Origin of the sequence: Streptomyces sp. NPDC004629 (assembly GCF_042873595.1) — a bacterium.
In the GTDB taxonomy this organism is placed as follows: Bacteria; Actinomycetota; Actinomycetes; order Streptomycetales; family Streptomycetaceae; genus Streptomyces.
The window spans coordinates 1-26,252 of the sequence record NZ_JBIALO010000013.1 but is presented as its reverse complement, the minus strand read 5'-3'; the positions used below and the strand labels follow the sequence as shown (position 1 = coordinate 26,252).

The following is a 26,252-nucleotide window of genomic DNA, read 5'->3' as shown; positions in this document are numbered from 1 at the left end:
ACTTGTATGTCAGGGAATTCCGCAATTAATGACCAAGGGTTCTCTCCCCGTGAGCACGGCCGGGCGGCCGGGAGCGCTCAGCCCTGGCGGAGAGTGCAGAGGGCGTCGATGCGGTTCGTGGTGATCGAGTCGACGCCCAGGTCCAGGAGGCGTCGCATGGCACGGCGCGTGTCGGGGGTCCATACCGACAGCAGCTGACCGCCGTGGTGGACGCGGGCGGCGAGGTCCCGGCTGACCAGGCTGAAGCGGTAGTTGAGCCAGCGCGGGCCCACCGCTGCCAGCAGGGCGGGCCGCGGCGGCGCGAGCGTCGTCCAGGTCAGCGCGATCTCGGCGGCCGGGTCGGCGGCGCGGACGGCCAGCATCGCCTCCGCGCCCGCGCAGTAGTAGACGCGGTCCCGCGCCCCGGCCGCGTGCACGGCCTCCACGATCCGCCGTGCGGTCCGGCGCTCGACCCGGCCCGGCAGGTCGACCATCACCCGGCTGTCGTCCGTCGCGGCCAGCGCCTCCTCCAGCGTCGGCACGCCGCCCGCGGTGAGTCCGCGCACCTCGGCGGCGGACAGCGAGCCGAGCGGCCGGTCGTGCTCCCACAGCCGCTCCAGCGTCGCGTCGTGCAGCAGCACGGGTACGCCGTCACGGGTGAGCCGTACGTCGATCTCGACCGCGTCCGCGCCCCGCCGGAGCGCGGAACGCAGTGAGTCGATGGTGTTCTCACGGAAGCGATAGGGGTCGCCGCGGTGCGCGACGGCGGTCACGGTCTGCATGGACCCCATTGTGCGGATGAACACCGCGCGGGGGGTTCAGCGGGCGAGCCAGTCCGCCGTGTAGGTGTCGATCTCGGCGGCGATCCGGGCCTTGCCCGCCGGGTCCAGGAAGGACGCCTCCACCGCGTTCTTGGCGAGGTCGGCGAGGCCGCGCTCGGCGAGGCCGAGCAGCCGGGCGGCCACCGCGTACTCGTTGTTGAGGTCGGTACCGAACATCGGCGGGTCGTCCGAGTTGACGGTGACCACGACGCCGGCCTCGACGAACTCCTTGATCGGGTGCTCGTCGAGGGTGCGCACCGCGCGGGTGGCGATGTTGGAGGTCGGGCAGACCTCCAGCGGGATGCGGTGGTCGGCGAGGTGCGCGAGCAGCTTGGGGTCGCGGGCCGAGCTGGTGCCGTGCCCGATCCGCTCGGCGCCCAGCTCGGTCAGCGCATCCCAGACCGTCTCGGGGCCGGTCGTCTCACCGGCGTGCGGCACGGAGCGCAGCCCGGCGGCGACGGCCCGGTCGAAGTACGGCTTGAACTGCGGCCGGGGCACGCCGATCTCGGGTCCGCCGAGCCCGAAGGAGACCAGGCCCTCCGGGCGCACCCGGTCGTCGGTGGCGAGCCGGACCGTCTCCTCCGCGGCATCGAGGCCCGCCTCGCCGGGGATGTCGAAGCACCAGCGCAGCACGGTCCCGAACTCGGACTCGGCCGCCTTGCGGGCGTCCTCTATCGCGTCCATGAAGGCGCGTGCGTCGATGCCGCGGCGGGTCGAGGAGAACGGCGTGATGGTCAGCTCGGCGTACCGCACCTGCTGCCGGGCCAGGTCGCGGGCCACCTCGTAGGTGAGGAGGCGGACGTCCTCCGGGGTGCGGACGAGGTCGACGACGGACAGGTACACGTCGATGAAGTGGGCGAAGTCCGTGAAGGTGAAGTACTCGGCCAGCGCCTCCCGGTCGGCGGGGACCTTGGAGTCGGCGTGACGGGCGGCGAGTTCCGAGACGATGCGCGGGGAAGCGGAGCCGACGTGGTGGACGTGCAGTTCGGCCTTGGGCAGTCCGGCGATGAAGGCTTGCAGGTCGCGGTCGGCGGGTGCGGCGCGGTCGGCGGGTGCGGCGCTGTCGGTCAAGAGGTCCCTCCCCGGGAAGGCGCCGGCGGACCGGGGTCCGGGCGCGGGTGATCGGCTGATCGGTGACTCGGGGGTCATCGTAAGCCGTGCCCGGGGCGGCACTGGCCTGCCCGTAGCATGACAGCACGCCGATGAGAGGGGACCGTGCGACATGTCCGACGAGGCACCGCAGAACGCCGCGGAGAGCGGAGCGACGCCCGGCCACGCTGCCTCGCCCGACACCCGGTCCACGACGCCTGCCGCGCCTGCCGCCGGCGGTTCGGCCGCTGAGGGTGCCGTTGCGGGCGGTGTCGTTGCGGGTGGTGGGGCCACGGGTCGGGGCGCGGCCGCCGACGGTGGCGCGGACGTGGTGTCCTGGCCGGCCCCGGCCGGTTCGGATCCCCGGTCCGGGCCCGTGGCCGGATCCACGGCTTTGGCCACGGGGGTCTGGCCCGAGCCGGCCGGTGCCACCGCGGGGTCGTGGGATGCGGGCGGCGGATCCGCCCCTGGTGCTTCGTCGTCCGCGACCCGGGAGGCGGCTTCCGCGCCGTGGGCCCCGCCCACCGACCGGGCGCCCGCGGCCACCCCGGCGGACGCTGCCACCGCACCGCGGCCCGACACCGCCGCGCCCCGGCCGGGCGTCGACCCGTGGGCGGCTCCGGCGGACGCCGCCCCCGCCCCCGCCCCCGCGCCCGGCGCCTTGGCGAGCGGACCGGGTGACACGGTCGTCGCGGGCGGCTCCGGCACCCCGCTCCCGCCCTTTGCCCATGACCCGCAGGTGGCGCCCTCCGTTCACGATCAGTCGACGGTCGCCTCGTACCCGGAGGCGAGTACGGCGCCGCCCTGGGCCGGGCCGGCCGGCACACCGCCGGCGGCCCCACCGCCGAACCCGTTCGCCCCGCCGCGTCAGGAGTCCCCGGCGGGCGCCCCCTTCGCACCGCCTGCCGCGCAGCCGCAGGGGGCGCCGGTTCCGCCGCCGCCCCTCGCACCCGGCGGCCCCGGCCAGGTTCCGTACGGCTACCCGGGCGGCCCCGCGGGCTACGGCTACCCCGCGCCGCCCGCCGCCGGCCCCGGCTACTACGGCTGGTCCGGCATGCAGCCGATGCCGAGCAACGGGCTGGGCACGGCCGGGTTGGTGCTGGGCATCCTGGCGGCGATCGGCTTCTGCATGTGGCCGGTGGCGATCCTGGTGGGCGCGCTGGCCGTGATCTTCGGCGCGATCGGCCGCGGCAGGGCCCGCCGCGGCGAGGCGACCAACCCCGGCCAGGCCCTGGCGGGCATCATCTGCGGCGCGACCGGCATCGTCCTGGCCCTCGTCCTGCTCGCCTTCTTCATCGCCACGACCGCCTGACCTGCACCCCTATGACAAGCCGCCCGCGGCCCCACCCGCGTGGCGCGCTACGCGCGGCCCCGGGCCCCTGCCCCGCAGGCCGTCGGACGGCAGGTTCCGGGAGGCTGACCCGGCCGTCGGTTCAGCCATCGTGCCAGTCGTCCGCGCGTCGGTTCAGTCGCTGTGTGCCAGCTGTTCGCGGGCCGTCATCAAGGCGAAGCCCAGGAGGTTCGGGCCGCGCCAGCGTTCGGGGTCGGTGGCCGCCTCGTCGCCCGCCGCGAGGCCGATGCCCCACACGCGGTCCACCGGACTCGCCTCCACCAGAACACGCTCGCCGGTGCTCAGCAGGAACTCCCGCAGGCCGGCATGCGCGCCGAACTTGTGCACGCTGCCCTCGACCACGATCCGGAAGCGCTCCCGCTCCCACACCTTCTCGTCGAAGTCCCGCACCAGCCGCCCCGCCTTCTTGGCCTGTGAGGGGTGCCCCGCGGCCAGCACCCGGCGCTCCGCCTCCGCGTCCCCGAAGAGTCTCGCCTTCTGGGCCATCATCCAGTGCTCGGCCGTCGCGTACTCCACCGCGTCCACCATGAACGGTGAAGGCCACCACTGGCTGAAACAGCTCGCTCCGACCCGCCCGTCCGCTCTCGGCCGGTGCCCCCAGAAGTGCAGGTACTTGACGCGCGCCCCCGCGCGGACCTCCCTGATCAGCGTCTCCACCGAATCGATCGTCCCCATGCACGCCAGTTTGGCAGGCACCACTGACAGTCTGTCCGCGGTTTCCGAGGCCTACTCGGCATCTGGTCGACAGATTCCGTCGCGTAACCAAAAGGCAACAACGGAATCACTTGTTGGAGTCCCCTTGCTCTGTCAGGATCGGCACTCACATCGAGCCGGAGCTACGCCACCCGCCCTCCGGACGGGGCGACGGCGGAGGAGAGCGACATGCACAAACCGGGCACCGCCACTGCGGAACGATTCCCGGCACAGGAGCGCCTCGCGGACGGGGCGCAGTACGTCGCCGGACACCTGACGAAGGGGACGTCGGGCCGCACCCACCGCGTGGTCGATCCGGCCACCGGCACGGACGTGTACCGCTATGAACTGGCCGGGCCCGACGACGTGGACGCCGCGGTCGCCGCCGCCCGCGCGGCCTTCCCGGCCTGGGCCGCCGCGACCCCCGGCGAACGCTCCGACGCCCTGCACCGGTTCGCCGCCGTCCTCGCGGACCGCGCCGAGGAGTTCGCCCGCGCCGAGTCCCTTCAGTGCGGCAAGCCACTCAAGCTGACCCGTGAGTTCGACGTCCCCGGGACCATCGACAACACGGCGTTCTTCGCGGGCGCCGCCCGCCATCTGCAGGGACAGTCCGCCGGCGAGTACTCCGGCGACCACACGTCGTACGTCCGCCGGGAGCCCATCGGCGTCGTCGGGTCCATCGCCCCCTGGAACTACCCGCTCCAGATGGCGGCCTGGAAGATCCTGCCGGCGATCGCCGCGGGCAACACCATCGTGCTCAAGCCCGCCGAGCTGACCCCGCTGACCTCGCTGCTGTTCGCCGAGGCCGCGACCGCCGCGGGCATCCCGGACGGCGTCGTCAACATCGTCACCGGCACCGGCAAGGAGGCGGGGGAGCGCCTGGTCGGTCACCCCGACGTGGCCATGACCTCCTTCACCGGCTCCACGGCGGTCGGCAGGCGCGTCGCCGAGATCGCCACCGCCACCGTCAAACGCATTCACCTGGAACTCGGCGGCAAGGCCCCCTTCGTCGTCTTCGACGACGCCGACCTGGACGCCGCCGCCAACGGCGCGGTCGCCGGTGCCCTCATCAACACCGGTCAGGACTGCACGGCCGCCACGCGCGCGTACGTGCAGCGCCCGCTGTACGAGGCGTTCGTGGAGAAGACCGCCGCCCTGATGGAGAGCGTCCGGCTCGGCGACCCGTTCGCCCCCGGCACCGACCTCGGCCCGCTGATCTCACACGTCCAGCGCGACCGGGTGGCCGGCTTCGTCGACCGGGCCCGCGGCTACGCGCGCGTGGTGACCGGTGGCGCGGTCCCCCTGGGCGATCTGGCCGACGGCGCGTACTATCGGCCCACCCTGATCGCCGACGCGCCCCAGGACAGCGAGGTCGTCCAGTCCGAGATCTTCGGTCCGGTGCTGGTCGTCCTGCCGTTCGACGGTGACGACGAGGGGATCCGGCTGGCCAACGACACCCCGTACGGCCTCGCTGCCTCCGCGTGGAGCCGGGACGTCTACCGGGCGAACCGCGCGACCCGTGAGATCAAGGCGGGCTGTGTCTGGGTCAACGACCACATCCCGATCATCAGCGAGATGCCGCACGGGGGATTCAAGCAGTCCGGCTTCGGCAAGGACATGTCCGCGTACTCGTTCGAGGAGTACACGCAGGTGAAGCATGTCATGTTCGACAACACGGCGGTCGCGAGGAAGGACTGGCACCGCACGATCTTCGGGGACCGATAGAGACGACAGGGGCGGTCGCCGACCACGGCCGGCCCCGCCATCCCTCCCGAAAGGGCACTATACGCATGGAGCAGTACGAGCCCGATCGCCTCACCCCGGCCCAAGTGGCCGCCATGCGGCGCAGCTTCCGCAACGGCAGGGCCGCCCTGTCCCGCCGTTCGCTGCTGCGCGCCTCCGCGGGCGGCGCGCTCGCGGTGGGCGGACTCGGGGCGCTGAGCGGCTGCGGGATCCCCGCGGCGGGCAAGACGCAGGGCGGTACGTCCGCCGAGGACCACTCGGCGCAGGAGAAGGTCGTCAACTTCTCCAACTGGCCCGAGTACATCGACGTCGACGACAGCGGCAAGAAGCACCCGACGCTCGACGCGTTCACCCGGCAGACCGGCATCAAGGTGAAGTACACCGAGGACATCAACGACAACAGCGAGTTCTTCGGCAAGATCAAGCCGCAGCTCGCCGCGGGCCAGGACACCGGCCGCGATCTGATCGTCCTCACCGACTGGCTGGCCGCCCGGTTGATCCGCCTCGGCTGGGTCCAGAAGCTGGACGCGGCCAACCTGCCGCACGCCTTCACCAACCTGTCGCCCCAGTTCCGCAACCCCGACTGGGACCCCGGACGCGCCTACTCCTACCCCTGGCAGGGCATCTCCACCGTCATCGCGTTCAACAAGAAGGCGCTCGACGGCATCGAGGTGAAGTCGATCTCCGACCTGCTCGACAACCCGAAGCTGAAGGGCCGGGTCGGCTTCCTGTCGGAGATGCGCGACAGCATCGGCATGACCATGCTCGACATGGGCAAGGACCCGGAGAAGTTCACCGACGACGACTTCGACGCGGTGATCGCCCGGCTGCAGAAGGCCGTCGACAAGGGCCAGATACGCCGCTTCACCGGCAACGACTACACGTCGGACCTCGCCAAGGGCGACCTGGCCGCCTGCGTGGCCTGGGGCGGCGACATCGTCCAACTCCAGGCGGACAGCCCGGACGTCGACTACATCATCCCGGCCAACGGTTACATGACGGCGACCGACAACATGCTGATCCCGAACAGGGCGCGGCACAAGGCGAACGCCGAGCGGCTGATCGACTTCTACTTCCAGCCGGAACAGGCCGCGGCGCTCGCCGCCTACATCAACTACGTGTCTCCGGTCGACGACGTGAAGCCCTATCTGCAGAAGCTCGACAAGTCCGCGGCGGACAACCCGCTGATCCTGCCGGACAAGGCCATGCAGGCCGGCTCCCATGCCTTCCGCTCGCTGACGCAGAAGGAAGAGACGGTCTACGAAGAGAAGTTCGCGAAGCTCACAGGGGCGTGACGAGGATGAACACCAAAGACAGCAGCGGCGACGTCCGCCTCGTGGGGATCGGCAAGACCTACGACTCGTTCACCGCTGTGCACCCGCTCGACCTGACCGTGCCGCAGGGCTCCTTCTTCGCCCTGCTCGGCGCCTCGGGCTGCGGCAAGACCACCACCCTGCGGATGATCGCGGGCCTGGAGGAGCCGACCTCCGGCAGCGTGCACCTCGGCGAGCAGGAGGTGACCCGACTGCCGCCGTACAAGCGGCCGGTGAACACGGTCTTCCAGTCCTACGCGCTCTTCCCGCACCTGGACATCTTCGAGAACGTCGCCTTCGGTCTGCGCCGGCGCGGCATCAAGTCGGTGAAGAAGCAGGTCGAGGAGATGCTCGACCTGGTGCAACTGGGCGAGCAGGCACGCAAGAAGCCGCACCAGCTCTCCGGCGGCCAGCAGCAGCGCGTGGCCGTGGCCCGCGCCCTGATCAACCACCCCAAGGTGCTGCTCCTGGACGAGCCGCTGGGCGCCCTCGACCTCAAGCTGCGCCGCCAGATGCAGCTGGAGCTGAAGCGGATCCAGACCGAGGTCGGCATCACCTTCGTCCATGTCACCCACGACCAGGAGGAGGCCATGACCATGGCCGACACGGTCGCGGTGATGAACGCGGGCCGCGTCGAACAGCTCGGCTCGCCCACCGACCTGTACGAGAACCCGCGGACCACGTTCGTGGCCAACTTCCTCGGCACCTCCAACTTCATCGAGGCCGACGTGGACACCTGCAGCGGCGGCGACATCGTCCTCAAGGCGGGCGACGGAAAGCTGCTGCTGCCAAAGGCCCGCTGTTCCGCCTCGGCCCGCACCGGCGACAAGGTGTTGGTCGGTATCCGCCCGGAGAAGATCTCCCTCACGCACGCCGACGACGCGGGCGAGATCCCCGAGGGCCGCAACCGCGTCACCGGCAGGATCGCGGACGCCAGCTTCATCGGCGTCTCCACGCAGTACGTCGTGGACAGCGCCGTGTGCCCCGAGTTCGCGGTGTACGTCCAGAACGTCGAGCGGGACGGCCGGCTGGTGCCCGGCGCCGAGGTGGTCCTGCACTGGAGCCCCGCCCATACCTTCGGTCTGGATGCGGCCCAGGATATCGACGCCGGCGTGGAGACCGTCGAGGAAGAGGCCGCGTAGCGATGTCGACGCTCACCGAGGCGCCCTCGCCTCCCAGCCCCACCGTGACCGAGCGGAAGGCCCCGCGCAGGCGCGGTCGCTGGACGCCGTACTGGCTGCTGCTGCCCGGCATCCTCTGGCTCGTGATCTTCTTCGCGCTGCCCATGATCTACCAGGCGTCCACGTCCGTGCAGACGGGTTCCCTGGAGGACGGCTACAAGGTCACCTGGCACTTCGCCACCTACTGGGACGCGCTCGGCGAGTACTGGCCGCAGTTCCTGCGCTCGGTGTTCTACGCCGCGGCGGCCACCCTCCTGTGCCTGCTGCTCGGCTACCCGCTGGCGTATCTGATCGCCTTCCGCGCGGGCCGCTGGCGGAACCTGATCATGGTCCTGGTGATCGCGCCGTTCTTCACCAGCTTCCTGATCCGCACGCTCGCCTGGAAGACGATCCTCGCGGACAGCGGGCCGGTCGTCGGCGCGCTCAACTCGCTGCATGTGCTGGACGTCACGAACTGGCTCGGCTGGACCGCGGGCGACCGGGTGCTGGCCACTCCGCTGGCGGTGGTGTGCGGTCTGACGTACAACTTCCTGCCGTTCATGATCCTGCCGCTGTACTCGTCGCTGGAACGCATCGACGGGCGGCTGCACGAGGCGGCCGGCGACCTGTACGCCAAGCCCTTCACCACCTTCCGCAAGGTGACCTTCCCGCTGTCCATGCCGGGCGTGGTCTCCGGAACCCTGCTGACCTTCATCCCGGCGACCGGCGACTACGTCAACGCCGAACTCCTCGGCTCCACCGACACCCGCATGATCGGAAACGTCATCCAGACACAGTTCCTGCGGATCCTCGACTATCCGACGGCCGCGGCGCTCTCCTTCATCCTGATGGCCGCGATCCTCTTCATGGTCACCTTCTACATCCGCAGGTCCGGGACGGAGGATCTGGTCTAAATGCCCTTCGTCAACTGGCTCAAGCGCCATCTCGTCGTCATCGCCGGGCTGCTGACCCTCGGCTATCTGCTGCTGCCCAACGTCATCGTGACGGTGTTCTCGTTCAACAAGCCGAACGGGCGCTTCAACTACGCCTGGCAGCAGTTCTCCACGGACGCCTGGAAAGACCCGTGCGGCGTCGCCGACATGTGCGGCTCGCTCTCCCTCAGCCTCCAGATCGCCGTGTGGGCGACGGTCGGCGCCACCGTGCTCGGCACGATGATCGCCTTCGCACTGGTCCGCTACCGCTTCCGTGCCCGCGGCGCCGTCAGCTCGCTGATCTTCCTGCCGATGGCCATGCCCGAGGTCGTCATGGCGGCGTCGCTGCTCACCCTCTTCCTCAACATGGGTGCGCAGCTCGGGTTCTGGACGATCCTGATCGCCCACATCATGTTCTGCCTCAGCTTCGTCGTCACCGCGGTCAAGGCCCGGGTGATGTCGATGGACCCGCGTCTGGAGGAGGCCGCCCGCGACCTGTACGCGGGGCCCGTGCAGACCTTCGTCCGGGTCACGCTGCCCATCGCGGCCCCCGGGATCGCCGCGGGCGCGCTGCTGTCCTTCGCGCTCTCCTTCGACGATTTCATCATCACCAACTTCAACGCGGGCTCGACGGTCACCTTCCCCATGTTCGTGTGGGGTTCGGCGCAGCGCGGAACGCCCGTTCAGATCAATGTCATCGGTACGGCCATGTTCCTGATCGCCGTACTGTTCGTCCTGGCCTCCATGGTCATCGGCAACCGCCGCAACCGGCAGAAGGCATAAGCCCTCGCGGAACACCCGGAAACCCTCGTAGGGAGTTGACATCATGGCCCCGAGCGCCATGAGCCGTACCCAAAAGTGGACTGCGTCCCTTTCCGAAGCCCAGCCGGTCCCGTACTGGCTGGACGACCCCGGCAAACCCCGTCCCGAACCCGCCCTCACCGGCACCGAGACCTGCGACCTGCTGGTCGTCGGCGGCGGCTACAGCGGCCTGTGGACCGCGCTCATCGCCAAGGAACGCGATCCTGGCCGGGACGTGGTGCTGGTGGAGGGCCATGAGGTGGGCTGGGCCGCCTCGGGCCGCAACGGCGGCTTCTGCGCCGCCTCCCTCACCCACGGGCTGAGCAACGGACTGACCCGCTGGCCGGACGAGATCCACCGGCTGGAGGAGCTGGGCGCCCGCAACCTCGACGAGATCGAGAAGGCGGTCGCCCGCTACTCCCTCGACTGCGAGTTCGAGCGCACCGGCGAGATCGACGTCGCCACCGAGCCCTACCAGGCCGAGGAACTGCGCGCCTGGCACCGGGAACTGGGCGACAAGGGCCTCGCCGACGGCATCGAGTTCCTGGACGCCGACGCGGTACGGGAACAGGTCGACTCGCCGACCTTCCGGGCCGGCCTGTGGGACCGCCGGGGCGTGGCCATGCTGCACCCCGCCAAGCTGGCCTGGGGCCTCAAGCGCGCCTGCCTGGGCCTCGGGGTGCGGGTGTACGAGCACACGCCCGCGCTGACCCTGCGGCCGTACGGCGCCCAGATGGCGGTGCGCACCCCGTACGGCGCGATCCGCGCCCGGCACGTCGCGCTCGGCACCAACGTCTTCCCGAACCTGGTCCGGCGGGTGCGCGCCTACACCGTCCCGGTCTACGACTACGCCCTGATGACGGAGCCGCTGACGCCCGGACAGCTGGCGTCGATCGGCTGGCGGGGCCGGCAGGGGCTCGGCGACAGCGCCAACCAGTTCCACTACTTCCGGCTGACCGCGGACAACCGGATCCTGTGGGGCGGCTACGACGCGGTCTACCCGTACGGCGGCCGGGTGCGGGCCGAGTACGACCACCGCCCGCAGACGTACGCCAAGCTCGCCGGGCACTTCTTCACCTGCTTCCCGCAGTTGGCGGGCGTCCGCTTCACGCACGCGTGGGGCGGCGCGATCGACACCTGCTCCCGCTTCTCCGCGTTCTTCGGCACCGCCTACCAGGGGAAGGTGGCGTACGCGGCGGGTTTCACCGGCCTCGGTGTCGGCGCCACCCGGTTCGGCGCCGACGTGATGCTGGACCTGCTGGCCGGGGAGCGCACGGAGCGCACCGCGCTGGAGATGGTCCGCAAGAAGCCGGTGCCGTTCCCGCCCGAGCCGTTCGCCTGGACCGGCATCGCGCTCACCAAGTGGTCGCTGGCCCGCGCGGACAGCCATGCCGGGCGCCGCAACGTGTGGCTCCGCGCGATGGACCGGTTGGGGCTGGGCTTCGACAGCTAGGCGCTCCGCTGGGCTGGGCCGTTGTGCGTGGTCGGTTGTCTGCGGGTGGGTGGGGGTTGGTCGCGCAGTTCCCCGCGCCCCTTTGGGGCGTTGTTGTGGGGGTGTGATCCAGTTCACTTGGGGTGGGGTGGGGAATCTGCGTAATGCTCGGCGGAGTCCGCTGTCTCCCTCGTGACGCCATCGGTGTTCACGACAGAGGGAGGTCTTGCGATGACTGGGGCGAAGACGGCCGTGGAGTGGCTGGCATCCGTCGCACCGGACCCCGAGTCCTGCCGCTGGGAATGGGAGCGCAGCCCCCACGGGATCGCGCTGCTGCCCGCCGGCAAGGCCTGGGACGTGCTCATCCTGCCGGGCCAGCTCGGCTTTCCGACGCTCGACGTGCTCACCCGCGTCCTCGATCAACCCGGCCCGGTGCTGGTCGACTTCGGGGACAACCGGGTGGGCTTCTTCGTGCCGCCGGGCACCGCCGCGCGCTGGCTCGGCACCGGCATCCGCACGGCCGGGCAGGGCACCTGGATAGTCGTGCCGTATCCCGGCCGGGCGACCCGCGGGGTGCGCTGGCTGGTGGCTCCGGACGGCTCCGGGACGCTCACCGACCCGGCGCTGCTGGAACTGGCGATGCACGAGGCGGCGGCCGGGGCGGTGGTGCGCCGGGACGGGTAGCGGGCGGTCCGCCGATTGCCGGAGGTCTTGACAACTCCGATTGGTCTGGACCAAGTTGGGCGCCGCTCCGCCCTCCCATCCCCCCAGCCCGGAGGCACCTGTGGACCGCCCCCCTCGCACCAGACCCCTCCTCGCCGCGCTCACGGCCGCCCTGCTGGCCGTACCCGCGATCACCGCGCTCTCGTCGGCCGCCCGTGCGGCCGACGCCGACCTCGCCCGCAACGGCGGCTTCGAGTCCGGCCTGGACGGCTGGACCTGCGCCGCGGGCACGGCCGTCGGCTCACCCGTGCACAGCGGCGCCGCGGCGCTGCGGGCGACCCCGGCCGGCAGTGACAACGCCCGGTGCGCGCAGACCGTGACCGTGCGGCCGGACACGCAGTACACCCTGTCCGGCTACGTCCGCGGTGCCTACGTCTACCTCGGCGCCGCCGGCACCGGCACCACCGACGTCTCCAGCTGGACCCAGTCCGCCCCCGACTGGCAGCACCTGACCACCACCTTCCGCACCGGCCCCGGCACCACCGAGGTCACCCTCTACACGCACGGTTGGTACGGCACCGGCGCCTACTACGCCGACGACATCTCGCTCACCGGGCCCGACGCCGGCACCGCACAGCCGCCCGCCGCGCCCACCGGCCTGCGCACCGGCGCCGTCACCTCCTCCAGCATCGCCCTGTCCTGGACCGCCGTCACGGGTGCCACCGGCTACGCGGTCTACCGGGACGGCGTCAAGGTCCAGACGGTGAGCGGCACTTCGGCGACGGTCACCGCACTGGCCGGCGCCACGGCGTACAGCTTCCAGGTGACGGCCGTCAACGACGCGGGCGAGTCCGCGCGATCGGCACCGGCGACCGCGACCACCTCCGCGGGATCCGGCGGCGAAGGCACCTCCGACCTGCCGGCCCATGCCCTGGTCGGCTACCTCCACGCCACCTTCGCCAACGGCTCCGGATACACCCGCCTGGCCGACGTACCCGACAGCTGGGACGTCATCGACCTCGCCTTCGGCGAGCCGACCTCCGCCACCTCGGGCGACATCCGCTTCAACCGCTGCCCGGTCACCGAGTGCCCGAACGTGGAGAGCGACGCCGACTTCAAGGCGGCCATCAAGGCCAAGCAGGCCGCGGGCAAGAAGGTGCTGATCTCGATCGGCGGCGCGAACGGCCAGGTCCAGCTGACCACCACCGCGGCCCGCGACACCTTCGTCTCCTCCGTCTCGAAGATCATCGACGAGTACGGACTTGACGGCCTCGACATCGACTTCGAGGGCCACTCGCTGTCCCTGAACGCCGACGACACGGACTTCAGGAACCCGAAGACCCCCGTGGTCGTCAACCTCATCGCCGCCGTGAAGACCCTCAAGGCCAAGTACGGCTCCGACTTCGTACTGACCATGGCCCCGGAGACCTTCTTCGTGCAGATGGGCTACCAGTACTACGGCACCGGCAAGTGGGGCGGCCAGGACCCGCGAAGCGGCGCCTACCTGCCGGTCATCCACGCCCTGCGCGACGACCTGACCCTGCTGCACGTCCAGGACTACAACTCGGGTCCCATCATGGGTCTGGACAACCAGTACCACTCCATGGGCGGCGCCGACTTCCACATCGCGATGACCGACATGCTGCTGACCGGCTTCCCGGTCGCGGGCGACGCCGGCAACCTCTTCCCGCCCCTGCGCCCCGACCAGGTCGCGATCGGCATGCCGGCGTCCGTGAACGCGGGCAACGGCCATGTCGCACCGTCCGAGGTCACCAAGGCCCTGGACTGCCTGACCAAGAAGACGAACTGCGGCTCCTACGCCCCCCACGGCACCTGGCCCGCACTGCGCGGCCTGATGACGTGGTCCATCAACTGGGACCGGTTCGGGAGCTGGGAGTTCCAGAAGAACTTCGACTCCTACTTCGGCTGACCGGACCGCCGCCCCGGCCGGCGAGCCGCCACAGCACCCACAGCAGCAGGGCGCCCAGGCACCAGCCGGCCAGCACGTCCAGCGGCCAGTGGTAGCCGCGCCGCACCAGACCGAAGCCGACGGCGAGGTTCACGGCGGCGCAGCCGAGGACCAGGCCGCGGCGGGCGCGGGCAGCCCTCAGCAGGGGCAGCAGGAGCAGCGTCGCGGCACCGTAGGCGACGACGGCGGTGACGGTGTGGCCCGAGGGGTAGTAGCCGAGCCCCGGCGGCACGGCCGGGGTGCCGGGGCGGGCGGTCCAGTCCTTCAGGGGCACGACAAGCACCGGCACGAGGAGCATCAGCACGGCCGCCGCGGCGGGCGCCGCCCACCAGCGTTCCACGCCCGCCCGGCGGGCCCGCCAGGACACCGGCACGAGGACGGCCGCCAGCACCGGGACCGCCACCTGGACGTTGCCGAGATCGGAGAGGAGTCCGGAGAGCCGGTCCGGGTGCCGCAGGGCCCGGCTCAGCCGCTCGTCCGCGCGCACCAGCGGGCCGTCGGCCACGACCTGCCAGGTGATCAGAGCGAGGAGCAGGGCCGGGAGGCCCGCAAGAAGGAGGAAGGAGGTCGGCCGCCCCGGAACAGGGGGGGTAGTTCCGAGGCGGCCGTCCGGATCGGAACGCCGCGCGCCCCGGGGGGTTTGGGGCGAGCGACCGTCCGATCGGTGAGGAGAACCGGGGCCCAGGGCCCCGGGTGTGTGCGCGAGGGCACGGCCAGGTCGAAGCTGGGGAGGCCCCGGCCTGGGACCGCCCACAGTCCCCTGTGGGCGGGGTGTATCTCTCATCTGGTGAGAATCTACGGCAGTGGATGGCCCTGAGACAGACGGAACGGCCTCCCGCCATCCACCTCGCACACCTTCTTCACACGGCCCGACGGCCGCCGCCCCGGCCCCGGCGCCGCTACGGACGACAGGGCCGGGGCCGATGCGGCTCATGTGCCGCGGATCCCGTGCGTGAGCTGGGCGTGCGCTGGGCGCATCGGCAGCACCGCCGGTCGGATCAGATGCGCGCGAACGCCTGCTCGATGATGTCGAGCCCCTCGGTCAGCAGGTCCTCGCCGATCACCAGCGGGGGCAGGAAGCGCAGCACGTTGCCATAGGTGCCACAGGTCAGGACCAGCAGACCCTCCTGGTGGCAGGCTCGGGCGAGCGCGGCGGTCGCCTCCGGGGCGGGCTCCTTGGTGGCGCGGTCCTTGACCAGCTCGATGGCGATCATGGCGCCGCGACCGCGGACGTCACCGATGACGTCGAACTTCTCGGCCATGGCCGCCAGCCGGCCCTTCATGACCGACTCGATGTTCTTCGCCCTGGCGTTGAGGTCCAGCTCCCTCATCGTCTCGATGGCGCCGAGCGCGGCGGCGCAGGCGACCGGGTTGCCGCCGTAGGTGCCGCCCAGCCCGCCCGGGTGCGCCGCGTCCATGATCTCGGCACGGCCGGTGACGGCGGCCAGCGGGAGACCGCCCGCGATGCCCTTGGCGGTGGTGATCAGGTCGGGCACGATGCCCTCGTCCTCGCAGGCGAACCACTGGCCGGTGCGGCAGAAGCCGGACTGGATCTCGTCGGCGACGAAGACGATGCCGTTCTCGGCGGCGAACCGGCGGATCGCGGGCAGGAAGCCCTTCGCCGGCTCGATGAAGCCGCCCTCGCCGAGCACCGGCTCGATGATGATCGCGGCGATGTTGTCCGCGCCGACCTGCTTGGACATCTGGTCGATGGCCTGCGCGGCGGCCTCCGGACCCGCGTTCTGCGGGCCGGTCGGCCAGCGGTAGCCGTAGGCGACGGGGACGCGGTAGACCTCGGGGGCGAACGGGCCGAAGCCGTGCTTGTACGGCATGTTCTTCGCGGTCAGCGCCATGGTCAGGTTGGTCCGGCCGTGGTAGCCGTGGTCGAACACGACGACCGCCTGCCGTTTGGTGTACGCGCGAGCGATCTTGACCGCGTTCTCGACGGCCTCGGCGCCGCTGTTGAACAGCGCGGACTTCTTGGCGTGGTCACCCGGGGTCAGCTCGGCCAGCGCCTCGGCCACGGCCACGTACCCCTCGTACGGGGTGACCATGAAACAGGTGTGGGTGAAGTCGGCGAGCTGGGCGGAGGCGCGGCGCACCACGGCCTCCGCGGAGGCGCCGACGGAGGTCACGGCGATGCCGGAACCGAAGTCGATGAGGCTGTTGCCGTCGACGTCCTCGATGACGCCGCCGCCCGCGCGGGTGACGAACACCGGCAGCGTGGAGCCCACGCCCTGGGCGACCGCGGCGGTACGGCGGGCCTGCAGCTCCTGCGACTTCGGGCCGGGGATGGCGGTGACGACGCGACGCTCCTGCGGAAGTGCGGACATGGGGGCTCCCTGATGATCTTGCGTACCGGGCGGTCTGCCGGGCGGTGCCGGGCGCGGTGCGTTTACGGACGCTTGCCTTCTTTCTTCGCAGGCTAGGGCCGAGGCCGGACGGTGGGCATGCTCCATGTGGGCGTTGTCGCGGGAAGCGGTTGTCCGCGGTGGACATAGCGAGCCGGACCCGAGGTCCGCGGGCTCGGCCGCGTAAGCGGTGAACTCCCCTTGCGAGAGCGTTAGATTGACTCGCGGACGGTGGTCGGAACGGCTGGTCAGGGGGCAAGGGCGATGGACAGCGACGGGACGCAGGACACGCGGGGCACGCACGCGAATCCCGTGCCGCGTCCGGCGGTGCCACAGGACGGCTCCCCGGTGCCGCGGGAGGGCCCCGCGCTGCCCCCGCGCCCCGCCCTGCCACCGGGCGTGCCGCCACTGCCGGACGGATCGGCGTTCCTGTCCTGGCTGCGCGCGCCCCGCCCCGACGCGGCACCCGGCGTCTGGCGCTTCGGGCACCGGCCGCGCCCCGCGGAAGAGCCCGAACAGACCCCTTCACGCCAGCTGCTGAGCGGGGCCGTGATCGCGTTCCTGGTGGGCTGGCTCGTCTGGTCGCTGCTGTGGAACGGCTACCTCGGCGGCTGGTGGGTGCTGCCGCTCGAACTGTTCACCCCGGGCTCCTGGCGGCACAGCGACAACCGCGTCGGGAACGCGGTCCTCTGGTACGGCTACTACACCCTGATCGCCGTCGCCATCATGCTCGTCGTCGGTAGACTCGGCCGCTGGGGCGAGGTCTGGCGCCGCTTCGGCCCGCCCGCCTGGAGCCGGGCCGTCCCGGTCGCCGAGCGCCCGCCCGCCCCCGAGGAGGACCCCGCGCAGTGGCCCCAGCTGCGGGCCGCCGGAGCGGTGGACGCCGCCGAGCGGCTCGGCGCGGAGGCCAGGGCCGGGCTGATGCGGGACGTCGATCTGGCCCGGATCGGCCGCGCCTGGCAGGGCGTGCACGGCGGCCGGCACAGCCTGGCCGCCTTCTCGGCCGCCGTGGTCAAGCACGGCGCCGCCGCCTGCCCGCACCCGTCCGGCGCGCGCGACCTGCCGGGACGGCAGGCGCGGCACGACCTGGTCACCGGGCAGGTGCGGCTCGGTACGACCGCCGACGATCCGCGCAACCCGTACCAGTACCGCGGCAGCGGCCTCGCCCTCGGCCCCGAGCTGCTGGGCACCTCGCTGCTGGCCGTGGGCCCGGCCGGCGCCGGCAAGACCGGCGGCATCGTGCGCCCGCTCGCCGAGTCGCTGTGCCTGCACGCGCTCGCCGGACGTGCCTGCGTCGTGGTGGTCGGCGCGGCGGGCGCCGGACTCGGCCCGGCCGACGCCTACGACGTCGTCGTACGGATCGCCCACCCCGACTCGGTCTACGACCTGGACCTGTACGGCGGCACCACCGACCCGGACGAGGCCGCGGCCATCCTCGCCGAGGCCCTGGTCGGCGACCTCGCCGATCCGCACCCCGGCAGCGACAGCCGCCGCTCCACCACCGTCCTCGCCCAACTGCTCGGCCCGTTCCGGGCGGTGCACGGCCGCTTCCCCTCCGTGCCCGAGCTGCGCCGGCTGCTCGACGGCACGCCGGGCCCGCTGGCCGCGCTGCGCAAGGCGGTGCAGGAGACCGGGCAGGAGTCGCTGCTGCGCGAACTCGACGCGCGGGAGCGGCAGCTGGGTCACCCCGGCGACGTGGGCGCGGTGCTCGCCGACCGGATCGCGCTGCTCGACCGGCCCGCTTTCGCCGGGTTCTTCGACACCTCGGGGCAGTCCCGGCCGTTCTCGCTCAAGGCCCTCGACCACCCCGTAAGGGTCCGTGTCGACCTGCCCGAGCGCGGGCACGCGGACGCCTCGCGGATCCTCGCCCGGCTGGTGCTCGCCCAGTTCACGGCGAGCGTCGCGGTACGGGAGGACCGGTCGCTGTTCGCCTGCCTGGTCCTGGACGATGCCACGGGTGTGGTGACCCCGGAGGCGGTGCGCGGCATCCAGCGGCTGCGGTCGGGCAACGCCGGGGCCGTGCTCACCCTGCGCACCCTGGACGACGTGCCCCGGCCGCTGCGCGGTCCGCTGCTCGGGTCGGTGGGCTGCCGGATGGCGCTGTCCGGGCTGACGCCGTGGGACGGACAGGACTTCGCCGAGGTGTGGGGCAAGGAGTGGACCGAGGCCCGGGACGTGACCGACCGGCAGATCATCGCCGAGACCCCGGCGGGCAAGGCCCTGCACATGGTGCGCCGGGTGATCACCGGCAAGGCGCCGACCGCACGGGCCGTCACCGTCCGGCAGGTCGAGCGGGAGCGCTGGTCCGCCTCGGAGCTGGCGCACGCGCTGCCGCCGGGGCACGCGGTGCTGTCCCTGACGACGGTGCGGGGCGAGCACGCCCCGCCGTTGCTGGTGGACCTCCGCGGCTGAGGAGCGTCGGGGACGACCGGCCGGTTCGTCCATCGGATCCAGGGTCGACCGTACGGTCAGGCAGAATCGGCATAGGCTGTTCATACGCGGCGGCCAAAAGATCACAATGATCACCCGATCTCCGCATGATCGTCCGATGCTGCTCGACTGCCGCTTACTGCCACTCGACCTGAAGGCCATATGCCCCCGACGCTCGCCTCGCTCGTCCACCACTCCGCGCTCAAACTCACCGTGCGCGCGGGCGAGGACGGCCTCGACGTGCCCGTCCGCTGGGCGCATGTGAGCGAGCTGGCCGACCCCGTGCCCTACATGGAGGGCGGGGAACTGCTGCTGATCACCGCGCTGAAGCTGGACGCGGAGGATCCCGAGGCGATGCGCCGGTATGTGCGGCGGCTGGTGGGCGCCGGGGTCGTCGGGCTCGGCTTCGCCGTCGGCGTCAACTACGAGGAGATCCCCAAGGCCCTCGTCGACGCGGCCGAACAGGAGGGGCTGCCGCTGCTTGAGGTGCCGCGCCGCACCCCCTTCCTCGCGATCAGCAAGGCGGTGTCCGCCGCGATCGCCGCCGACCAGTACCGGTCGGTGACCGCAGGGTTCGCCGCCCAGCGGGAACTGACCCGGCAGGCCCTGAACGCCGGCCCCGAGGGGCTGCTCACCGCGCTCGCCGCGCAGGTCGACGGCTGGGCCGCACTGTACGACGCCTCGGGCGCCGTGGTCGCCACCGCGCCGGAGTGGGCGGGGCGGCGGGCCGCCCGGCTCACCGCGGACGTGGAGCGGCTGCGGGACCGGCCCGCGCCCGCCTCGTCGGTGGCCGGCGGTCCGGACCACGAGGACCGGGTCGAACTGCATACGCTCGGCACCGGGCGGCGTCCGCGGGGTGCCCTCGCCGTGGGCACAGCCGCTCCCCTCGGCACCGCCGAACGGTACGCGGTGCACTCCGCCATCGCCCTGCTCACCCTCACCACCGAGCGCTCCCGCTCGCTGCACGCGGCGGAGCAGCGGATCGGCGCGGCCGTGCTGCGCATGCTGCTCGCCGGGCAGCCGGACCACGCCCGGGCCGTCGCGGGGGACCTGTACGGGGGGCTCCTCGACGCGCCGTTCCGGCTGATCGTCGCCGAGTCGGCCTCCGGCTCGGCCGCGCGGGCGCACGCCGACGGGCACGCGCGCGTGCCCCTGACCAAGCCGGGCTCGGTCGCCGCGCTCGCCGCCGTGGACGCGGGCGGCGACCGGCTGGCCGGGCTCGCGGAGTCCGTGGAGTCCGCCGCGGCGCGCTCCGGGGAGGCCGTGCTGGTGGTGCCCGAGGGGGAGCGGCTGGTGGTGCTCGCCGCCGACGGGGGCGCCGCCGCGGCGGCCGGCATACGGTACGCGATGGCGCTGGAGGCGGCCCGTGCCACGCCCGAGCCGGCGGCCGTGGAGGAGGACGAGGTGATCGTGGGCCTGTCGGCGCCCGCCGGACCGATCGCGGCCGCGGCCGCCTACAAGCAGGCGGAGCAGGCGCTGTCGGTGGCGCGGCGGCGCGGCCGGGTGCTGGTGGAGCACGACCAGCTGGCCACGGGATCCGTGCTGCCGCTGCTCGCGGACGACGCGGTGCGGGCGTTCGCGGACGGGCTGCTGCGACCGCTGTACGAGCACGACGCGACCGGCCGCGGCGATCTGGTGGCCTCGCTGCGGGCGTGGCTGTCGCGGCACGGGCAGTGGGACGCGGCGGCGGCCGACCTGGGCGTGCACCGGCACACCCTGCGGTACCGGATGCGGCGGGTCGAGGAGATCCTGGGCCGTTCCCTGGACGACCCGGACACCCGAATGGAACTGTGGCTCTCCCTGAAGACAACGGCCCAGGAGTGACGTCGGCCCCCGGCGGATCGGGTGACCCGGTTTCAGGGGCCGCTACGACAAAGCGTAGAAACCCGTGTCCGTACTGCTACGAGTCGGACAAGCGACCGCGGAGCGGCCCCGGCCTACGGTGGAGCACGAAAGCAAGGAACACCCCCAACGCGGAAGGGCCGGGACTCTCACGATGACTTCCACCCACGCCTTCTGGCTCGCCGGCCGCCAGGCCACCGGCGAGGACACCTTCGACGTCACCTCCCCGTGGGACGGCCGGCTCGTCGGCAGGGTCGGCCTGCCGACGGACGCCCAGGTCGAGGAGGCCGTGGCCGCCGCGTACACCGTGCGGGACGAGTTCGCCGCCACCCCGGCCCACGTCCGGGCCGCCGCCCTCGACCACGTCAGCAGGCGCCTGGTCGAGCGGACCGAGGAGATAGCCCGGCTGATCTCCGCCGAGAACGGCAAGCCGGTCAAGTGGGCGCGCGGCGAGGTCGGCCGTGCCGTCTCCGTGTTCCGGTTCGCCGCCGAGGAGGCACGCCGGTTCAACGGCGGCGAAACCCAGCGGCTCGACACGGACGCCGGCGGCCAGGGCCGGCTGGCGCTCACCCGGCGCTTCCCGAAGGGCGTCGTGCTCGGCATCGCGCCGTTCAACTTCCCGCTGAACCTGTGCGCCCACAAGATCGCCCCGGCGATCGCCGCCGGCGTCCCGATCATCCTCAAGCCCGCCCCAGCGACCCCGCTGTCCGGCCTGGTCATCGGCGAGCTGCTGGCCGAGACCGAGCTGCCCGCGGGTGCCTGGAGCATCCTCCCGGTCCCCAACGACCGGATGCCCGCCCTGGTCCAGGACGAGCGGCTGCCGGTCATCTCCTTCACCGGTTCCGAGAAGGTCGGCTACGCGATCATGGACTCGGTGCCGCGCAAGCACTGCACGCTGGAGCTGGGCGGCAACGGCGCGGCGGTGGTCCTCGCCGACTACGCGAGCGACGCCGACCTCGACTGGGCCGCGCAGCGCATCGCGACCTTCTCCAACTACCAGGGCGGCCAGTCCTGCATCTCCGTGCAGCGGGTGATCGCGGACGCCGCGGTGTACGACCGGCTGCTGCCGCGCATCGTCGCCGCCGTCGAGGCCCAGGTCACCGGCGACCCGTCGGACGAGAAGACCGATGTCGGCCCGCTGGTCAGCGAGGACGCGGCCCGGCGCGTGGAGGCGTGGGTCGACGAGGCGGTCACGGCGGGCGCGCGGCTGCTGACCGGCGGCAAGCGGGACGGCGCCTCGTACGCGCCGACCGTCCTGACCGAGGTGCCGGCCGAGGTGACGATCGCCTGCGAGGAGGTCTTCGGCCCGGTCCTCACCGTGCAGAAGGCGGACGGGGAGGCCGCGGCCTTCGCGGCGGCCAACGACTCCAAGTACGGCCTCCAGGCGGGTGTGTTCACCCATGACGTGCAGGCCGCCTTCCGCGCCCACCGCGCACTGGAGGTCGGCGGTGTCGTGATCGGCGACGTCCCCTCCTACCGCGCGGACCAGATGCCCTACGGCGGCGCCAAGCAGTCGGGCGTCGGCCGCGAGGGCGTGAAGTTCGCGATGGACGACTACACCTACGAGCGGGTTCTCGTCCTCACCGGCCTCGCGCTCTGACCCTCGGCCACTGGCTAATGAGAACCGTTTCCATGTACAGTCGTGCGTGACGCGCGCTCGTCATCCCCGAAGGGGCCCGGCACCGATGCCTTCCGGTGCCGGGCCCCTTCTCTGTGCCGGCCGCTTCCGGACCCTCAGCCCAAGAAGCCGACGTGCGCGAGCCGCAGCGGGCCGCGCAGCCTGAGCCGGACGTCGCGCACGCCCGCGACGGCGATCCGCGCGCGCAGCGACGTGTAGGCGTAGGGGCCGGTGCCGGGCGCGCCGAGGGTCAGCGTGAGAGGCGCCGAGTCCCCGCCCGTGAGCAGTTCGACCTCGCCCCGGCCGGACACCCGCACGGTCACCTCCCTGGCACCCGCGCCGAAGTCGCAGTCGCGGTAGAGGAGTTCGGCGCTCCCGCCGTCGACCGGGGTCACCGCGTCGCCCGACACCTTGGTGCGGTCGACCAGCGCGGCACCGGCTGGTGGAGGCGGATGCCGGGCGTCGGGTGCTGGACGGCATCCTGGCCGCGGCACGGGAGAAGGGCCTGCTCAGGAGTGCGGGCCGGGCCCGGACCGACTCGACGCATGTGCTGTCCGCGGCACGGGAGCTGTCCTGGCTGGAGATGGTCGCCGGGACATTGCGTTCGGCGCTGAACACGCTCGCCCAGGCCGCTCCCGGGTGGCTGGTCGAGGTCGCGGAGCCGGACTGGTTCCAGCACTTCCATGTGGTGGAGGGCGAGGTGAGGCGGCGGGACCCAAAAGACCGGCCGCCGCGCGCGACACGCCTGGTCACCCCCTATGACACCGGGGCACGCGGCAGCGTCGAACGGGACACCATGTGGGACGGATACAAGGTTCACCTCACCGAGACCTGCGAGGCGGACGTTCCGAACCTGGTCACCACCCCGGCGACCGTCCCGGACAGCGTGATGAGCGAGGAGATCCACACATCTCTCGCCGCACGGGACTGCCTGCCCGGTGAGCACTGGGTGGACGCCGGATAATCCCACCGCCGCCGCGATCGTCACCGCCCGGCGTGAGCACGGCGTCACTCTGCAAGGACCTGTCGCGGCCGACACCAGCACACAGACCGGCACGGCGGGCGGCTATGACCAGGAAGGCTTCACCATCGACTGGGCAGGAAAGAAGGCCACCTGTCCCGGTGGTGCCGTCAGCACCACCTGGAGCGGCCGGCTCTCCCGGCAAGGACTGCCCGTGATCCGGGTGCGGTTCTCCGTGCTGGACTGCCGGCCCTGCCCGGTGCGGCGCGAGTGCATCAACTCGCCCACTGCCGAACGCCGCGAACTACGGCTGCGCCACCACGACGAACACCACGCGCTCCGCACGGCCAGAGCCGAGCAGCAGACCGACGCCTGGAAGGAGCGCTACAAGGTCCGGGCCGGGGTCGAGGGCACCATCTCCCAAGGCGTCGGGCGCTGCGGCCTGCGCAGATCCCGCTACCGCGGCCTGGCCAAGACCAGCCTCCAGCACCAGCTCACCGGCGCCGCGATCAACCTCGCCCGCATCGACGCCCACCTCACCGCCACACCCCGGGCCCGCACCCGCACCAGCCACTTTGCAGCACTTCGCCCCGCCGACCAACCAGTCGGCGGGGCGAAGCAACAGGGCCCGAATCAACCAACAGCGTCCGAAGCGTTCCGGGCCTGCGTTGAAGGTGCGATCGCGTACCACTTTGAGCAGGCGCATCCTGGTCGATGAAGATCGACCTTCAGTGCGAGGACACCGGCGAAGAAGCCGAGGTCGACCTTCCTTCGGCGTAGGCTCCGGCTACTGGTGAAGTGGCTCCCGCAGCATCGTGGCGAAAACGGGCGAGTCGTCGAACGGCTGTTGCTCGCCGATGTCCCGGTACCCCCAGGACTCGTATACCGCTTTCAACCGTCCGTCGGAGCGGGTGGCGTCGACCAGAAGTGTGGCGCGCTCCTCCTCGCGCTCAGCGAGAAGGTGCTCGTGCAGCGTACGGGAGGCCCCTGCGCCTGCGGTGCCGCGGTACGCCTCGCGGACGAGAACTTCCTGTACTGCGAATGTGCGGCTGCCTGTTTCCCGGGTGAAGGCTTCTGGCGGGGGCTGCCGCATACTGGACCACCACTGCGATCCGGGGGCGAGCGGCCCTCCGAAGATGTAGCCAGCTGGCTCATCGCCGATGAAGGCGATAACGGCTTCCCAGCCCTCCCGGGAGGCATAACGGGTCAGGCGCTCGTCGAACCGGTCCACAGCGTTGAATGGGCTTTCCATCAGCCCGAACTGGGTTCGGACTTCCACATGGACGTTGAGGAAGATCTGTCGGTACTTCTCCACGTCGCTGGTGCGGAGCAGGATCAGGGAGTCAGCGTCAGTCATGCAACCACCGTTCGGTAGCGGGCCCGCCAGTCGCGGGCCTCAGGGTTATGGGGGGCGAGGGTGGTGATCTGCTCGGTGAAGCCGTCCAGGAGACGGCGGACGCGGGCGTGCTTCATCATGCCCTCGGGGAGGCTCTGGGCGGTTCCGATCGCCTGTTCCAGATCCTTCTGACCAAGTTGCGCAACGGCGAGATGAGCGTGTACGAGCGCGCTGTTTCGTTTGAGGTCTGGCCTCAAGTACGCGAGGCTGCGGTGCGCATGTCTCTCGGCGTCTGGCCACTGCCTCAGGTGCATGCGCGCAACCATCGCGAGGTGGTCAAGTTCGGCTTGATCGTAAAAGCTGACCCAGGACGGGCGGTACTTGTTCGGGTCGGCACGGTCCAGCGCCTTCTGGGCCAGGTCCACATAGCGCACGGCGCTTCTGTCGTCGCCGAGCGCGGCATGGCTGATCGCTAGGCGGGACATCGCCAGCGAGGAGAACAGCGGGTCGCGGCGGGCGATGGGGGACGCCTGGGCTCTCTCGGCTGCTGCCAAGGCGTCAGTGGGGCGGTTGACATGTCGGAAGAGAATGCTGGCGTGGCCCCATACGCGGAACTCGGTGGCAGGGTCGCCGGACAGGCCGGCGAGGCGGATAGTTCTGTCGAGGTGGTACTCCGCGGACTCAAAGCGCTGGCCGTCGATGGCAGCCCACATGGCGCTGTTGGAGAATGCGGCGGCTACCGTGTACAGCTCCGAGCGGATCCGCGTGGACGCGCTGTTCTCTTGCTGGAGACGGACTACCTTGTCGGTGATGTCTTCGGCACGCTTCTCCAATTCCGGGGTGCCGCCGTACGTGCTCTCTGAAGTGGTCCAGGCTACGAGTTCAGCCTTCAACGCCTCGACGTCGTTGGAGTTGAGGCGGCGAGGCCGGTTCCCTCCGAGTGGCGGCGTGGCAAGGGAGACGCCAGCGGCGGAGGCTGCGGCAAGCAAGGCGCGGCGATACAACGGGTCATCCTCGGGTGTTGGAGCGGGGCTTGACTTCTTACTCCCCCGAGGGATGAAGCCTAACTCTGTGGCTGTTTGACCCGTGACCCTCTCCAGCGCTGTTCTCAGCAGGGCGTTGGGTGACTTGTGTTCGCCACTGAGCAGCTTGCGAATGTGCCTGTCGTGGACGGTGCCGCATCGGCCCGTCAGCTTGCCGATTTCTGTATTGACCAGGGAAGTCAGCTCTCCGACCTGCACCTTGTGGTCGTGCAGCCACGCTGCGAGCAAGTCGTTCCGTGTCTCGTTCCGTGTCCCCGGCATGACAGAACGTTAGGATCCGCAGCCGCAACCATGAGTAAAGCGATGGTCAAAACGGCAGGGGGCGTGCATGCAGCTGCCGGTCCATACGGCATTCCCACCCGCCTCAGAAGCCGTATCTCAACCGAACGTGATTCGCTGATTTCTGCTGGTCAGGCATGGTTTCGCTCGGGGTGAGGGAGGCATGCGGCGTCTTATGTCTGCTTCATGACCGAGGGGTGTCCGGTGGCGTCGGTGCTGGGAATGCTGGAGGAGCGGGAGACGGCTGCCCGGGTGCGGGTGGAGGGCCTGCGGGAGGAAGTGGCGCGGCTGGCTGGGGTGCTGGAGGCTGCGGAGATCGAGCTGGACCGGCGGGTGATCGCGCGGGAAGAGCTAGTCGAGGCGCTGGCCGCGTCCGCGGCTGAGGCGACTGTCGTGACCGAGGCTGAGGCGGAGCGGGAAACAGCGCCCACGCCGGTGCCGGGATC

Annotated in this window: 19 protein-coding genes and 3 pseudogenes; 14 read left to right on the top strand and 8 right to left on the bottom strand. The window is 71.5% G+C overall.

Annotated elements, in window-relative coordinates; genetic code table 11:
• Positions 1 to 77: 77 nt before the first annotated feature.
• Together ACFYTE_RS20990 and ACFYTE_RS20985 are read right to left on the bottom strand one after the other, a co-directional pair.
• The gene (locus ACFYTE_RS20990; RefSeq protein ID WP_388712344.1) at positions 78 to 761 is read right to left on the bottom strand and encodes a glycerophosphodiester phosphodiesterase; all 684 of its coding nucleotides are present in this window, start codon (positions 759 to 761) and stop codon (positions 78 to 80) included.
• 36 nt (positions 762 to 797) lie between these two features.
• A pseudogene (locus ACFYTE_RS20985) lies at positions 798 to 1,995 on the bottom strand (adenosine deaminase).
• A gap of 633 nt (positions 1,996 to 2,628) precedes the next feature.
• Between ACFYTE_RS20985 and ACFYTE_RS20980 the strand changes: the two are divergent.
• Complete coding sequence (locus ACFYTE_RS20980) at positions 2,629 to 3,201, top strand: DUF4190 domain-containing protein (RefSeq protein WP_388712341.1); 573 nt, start codon at positions 2,629 to 2,631, stop codon at positions 3,199 to 3,201.
• 153 nt (positions 3,202 to 3,354) lie between these two features.
• On the opposite strand, the gene ACFYTE_RS20975 is transcribed toward ACFYTE_RS20980, so the two are convergent.
• A complete protein-coding gene (locus ACFYTE_RS20975; RefSeq protein ID WP_388712339.1) occupies positions 3,355 to 3,915 on the bottom strand; it encodes an NADAR family protein in 561 nt (186 codons plus the stop codon).
• Positions 3,916 to 4,122: 207 nt separating this feature from the next.
• Between ACFYTE_RS20975 and ACFYTE_RS20970 the strand changes: the two genes are divergently transcribed.
• The 8 genes from ACFYTE_RS20970 to ACFYTE_RS20935 all read left to right on the top strand — a co-directional run bounded on the left by ACFYTE_RS20970 (position 4,123) and on the right by ACFYTE_RS20935 (position 13,907).
• A complete protein-coding gene (locus ACFYTE_RS20970; protein WP_388712337.1) occupies positions 4,123 to 5,658 on the top strand; it encodes a gamma-aminobutyraldehyde dehydrogenase in 1,536 nt (511 codons plus the stop codon).
• A 65-nt stretch (positions 5,659 to 5,723) separates the two neighbouring features.
• Complete coding sequence (locus ACFYTE_RS20965; RefSeq protein ID WP_388712335.1) at positions 5,724 to 6,971, top strand: PotD/PotF family extracellular solute-binding protein; 1,248 nt, start codon at positions 5,724 to 5,726, stop codon at positions 6,969 to 6,971.
• A gap of 5 nt (positions 6,972 to 6,976) precedes the next feature.
• Positions 6,977 to 8,131 (top strand): ABC transporter ATP-binding protein, encoded by a 1,155-nt coding sequence (locus tag ACFYTE_RS20960; RefSeq protein WP_388712333.1) that lies wholly within the window; start codon positions 6,977 to 6,979, stop codon positions 8,129 to 8,131.
• A gap of 2 nt (positions 8,132 to 8,133) precedes the next feature.
• On the top strand, positions 8,134 to 9,063 hold the full coding sequence (locus ACFYTE_RS20955; RefSeq protein ID WP_388712330.1) for an ABC transporter permease: 930 nt from the start codon (positions 8,134 to 8,136) through the stop codon (positions 9,061 to 9,063).
• Positions 9,064 to 9,864, top strand: a complete 801-nt coding sequence (locus ACFYTE_RS20950) for an ABC transporter permease (protein ID WP_388712328.1) — start codon at positions 9,064 to 9,066, stop codon at positions 9,862 to 9,864.
• Between the two features lie 43 nt (positions 9,865 to 9,907).
• Complete coding sequence (locus ACFYTE_RS20945) at positions 9,908 to 11,335, top strand: NAD(P)/FAD-dependent oxidoreductase (RefSeq protein ID WP_388712325.1); 1,428 nt, start codon at positions 9,908 to 9,910, stop codon at positions 11,333 to 11,335.
• 210 nt (positions 11,336 to 11,545) lie between these two features.
• On the top strand, positions 11,546 to 11,998 hold the full coding sequence (locus ACFYTE_RS20940; protein WP_388712322.1) for a hypothetical protein: 453 nt from the start codon (positions 11,546 to 11,548) through the stop codon (positions 11,996 to 11,998).
• Between the two features lie 100 nt (positions 11,999 to 12,098).
• On the top strand, positions 12,099 to 13,907 hold the full coding sequence (locus ACFYTE_RS20935; RefSeq protein WP_388712319.1) for a chitinase: 1,809 nt from the start codon (positions 12,099 to 12,101) through the stop codon (positions 13,905 to 13,907).
• Here ACFYTE_RS20935 and ACFYTE_RS20930 read toward each other — a convergent pair.
• Positions 13,846 to 14,700 carry a phosphatase PAP2 family protein gene (locus tag ACFYTE_RS20930; RefSeq protein ID WP_388712847.1) on the bottom strand — a complete coding sequence of 285 codons (855 nt, stop codon included), beginning with the start codon at positions 14,698 to 14,700 and terminating at the stop codon, positions 13,846 to 13,848. The genes ACFYTE_RS20935 and ACFYTE_RS20930 overlap by 62 nt on opposite strands.
• A gap of 244 nt (positions 14,701 to 14,944) precedes the next feature.
• On the bottom strand, positions 14,945 to 16,279 hold the full coding sequence (gene gabT / locus ACFYTE_RS20925; RefSeq protein WP_388712316.1) for a 4-aminobutyrate--2-oxoglutarate transaminase: 1,335 nt from the start codon (positions 16,277 to 16,279) through the stop codon (positions 14,945 to 14,947).
• 282 nt (positions 16,280 to 16,561) lie between these two features.
• Here gabT and ACFYTE_RS20920 point away from each other — a divergent pair, with 282 nt between their 5' ends.
• From ACFYTE_RS20920 to ACFYTE_RS20910, 3 genes are all read left to right on the top strand, one after another.
• Positions 16,562 to 18,709 carry an ATP-binding protein gene (locus ACFYTE_RS20920; RefSeq protein ID WP_388712313.1) on the top strand — a complete coding sequence of 716 codons (2,148 nt, stop codon included), beginning with the start codon at positions 16,562 to 16,564 and terminating at the stop codon, positions 18,707 to 18,709.
• Between the two features lie 180 nt (positions 18,710 to 18,889).
• Complete coding sequence (locus tag ACFYTE_RS20915; protein ID WP_388712310.1) at positions 18,890 to 20,551, top strand: PucR family transcriptional regulator; 1,662 nt, start codon at positions 18,890 to 18,892, stop codon at positions 20,549 to 20,551.
• A gap of 172 nt (positions 20,552 to 20,723) precedes the next feature.
• Entirely contained in the window at positions 20,724 to 22,169 is a 1,446-nt protein-coding gene (locus ACFYTE_RS20910) for an aldehyde dehydrogenase family protein (protein WP_388712307.1), read from the top strand.
• Between the two features lie 134 nt (positions 22,170 to 22,303).
• Here ACFYTE_RS20910 and ACFYTE_RS20905 read toward each other — a convergent pair whose 3' ends face one another.
• Positions 22,304 to 22,582 (bottom strand): hypothetical protein, encoded by a 279-nt coding sequence (locus ACFYTE_RS20905; protein ID WP_388712304.1) that lies wholly within the window; start codon positions 22,580 to 22,582, stop codon positions 22,304 to 22,306.
• A 35-nt stretch (positions 22,583 to 22,617) separates the two neighbouring features.
• Here ACFYTE_RS20905 and ACFYTE_RS20900 point away from each other — a divergent pair.
• Positions 22,618 to 23,767 (top strand): annotated as a pseudogene (locus ACFYTE_RS20900) (transposase); the annotation flags it as partial.
• Positions 23,768 to 23,935: 168 nt separating this feature from the next.
• On the opposite strand, the gene ACFYTE_RS20895 reads toward ACFYTE_RS20900, so the two are convergent.
• Positions 23,936 to 24,505 carry an N-acetyltransferase gene (locus tag ACFYTE_RS20895; RefSeq protein WP_388712301.1) on the bottom strand — a complete coding sequence of 190 codons (570 nt, stop codon included), beginning with the start codon at positions 24,503 to 24,505 and terminating at the stop codon, positions 23,936 to 23,938.
• Positions 24,502 to 25,788 (bottom strand): Tat pathway signal protein, encoded by a 1,287-nt coding sequence (locus tag ACFYTE_RS20890; protein WP_388712298.1) that lies wholly within the window; start codon positions 25,786 to 25,788, stop codon positions 24,502 to 24,504. The genes ACFYTE_RS20895 and ACFYTE_RS20890 overlap by 4 nt, the downstream gene beginning before the upstream one ends.
• A 204-nt stretch (positions 25,789 to 25,992) precedes the next feature.
• Here ACFYTE_RS20890 and ACFYTE_RS20885 point away from each other — a divergent pair.
• Positions 25,993 to 26,252: pseudogene (locus ACFYTE_RS20885) on the top strand (hypothetical protein); the annotation flags it as partial.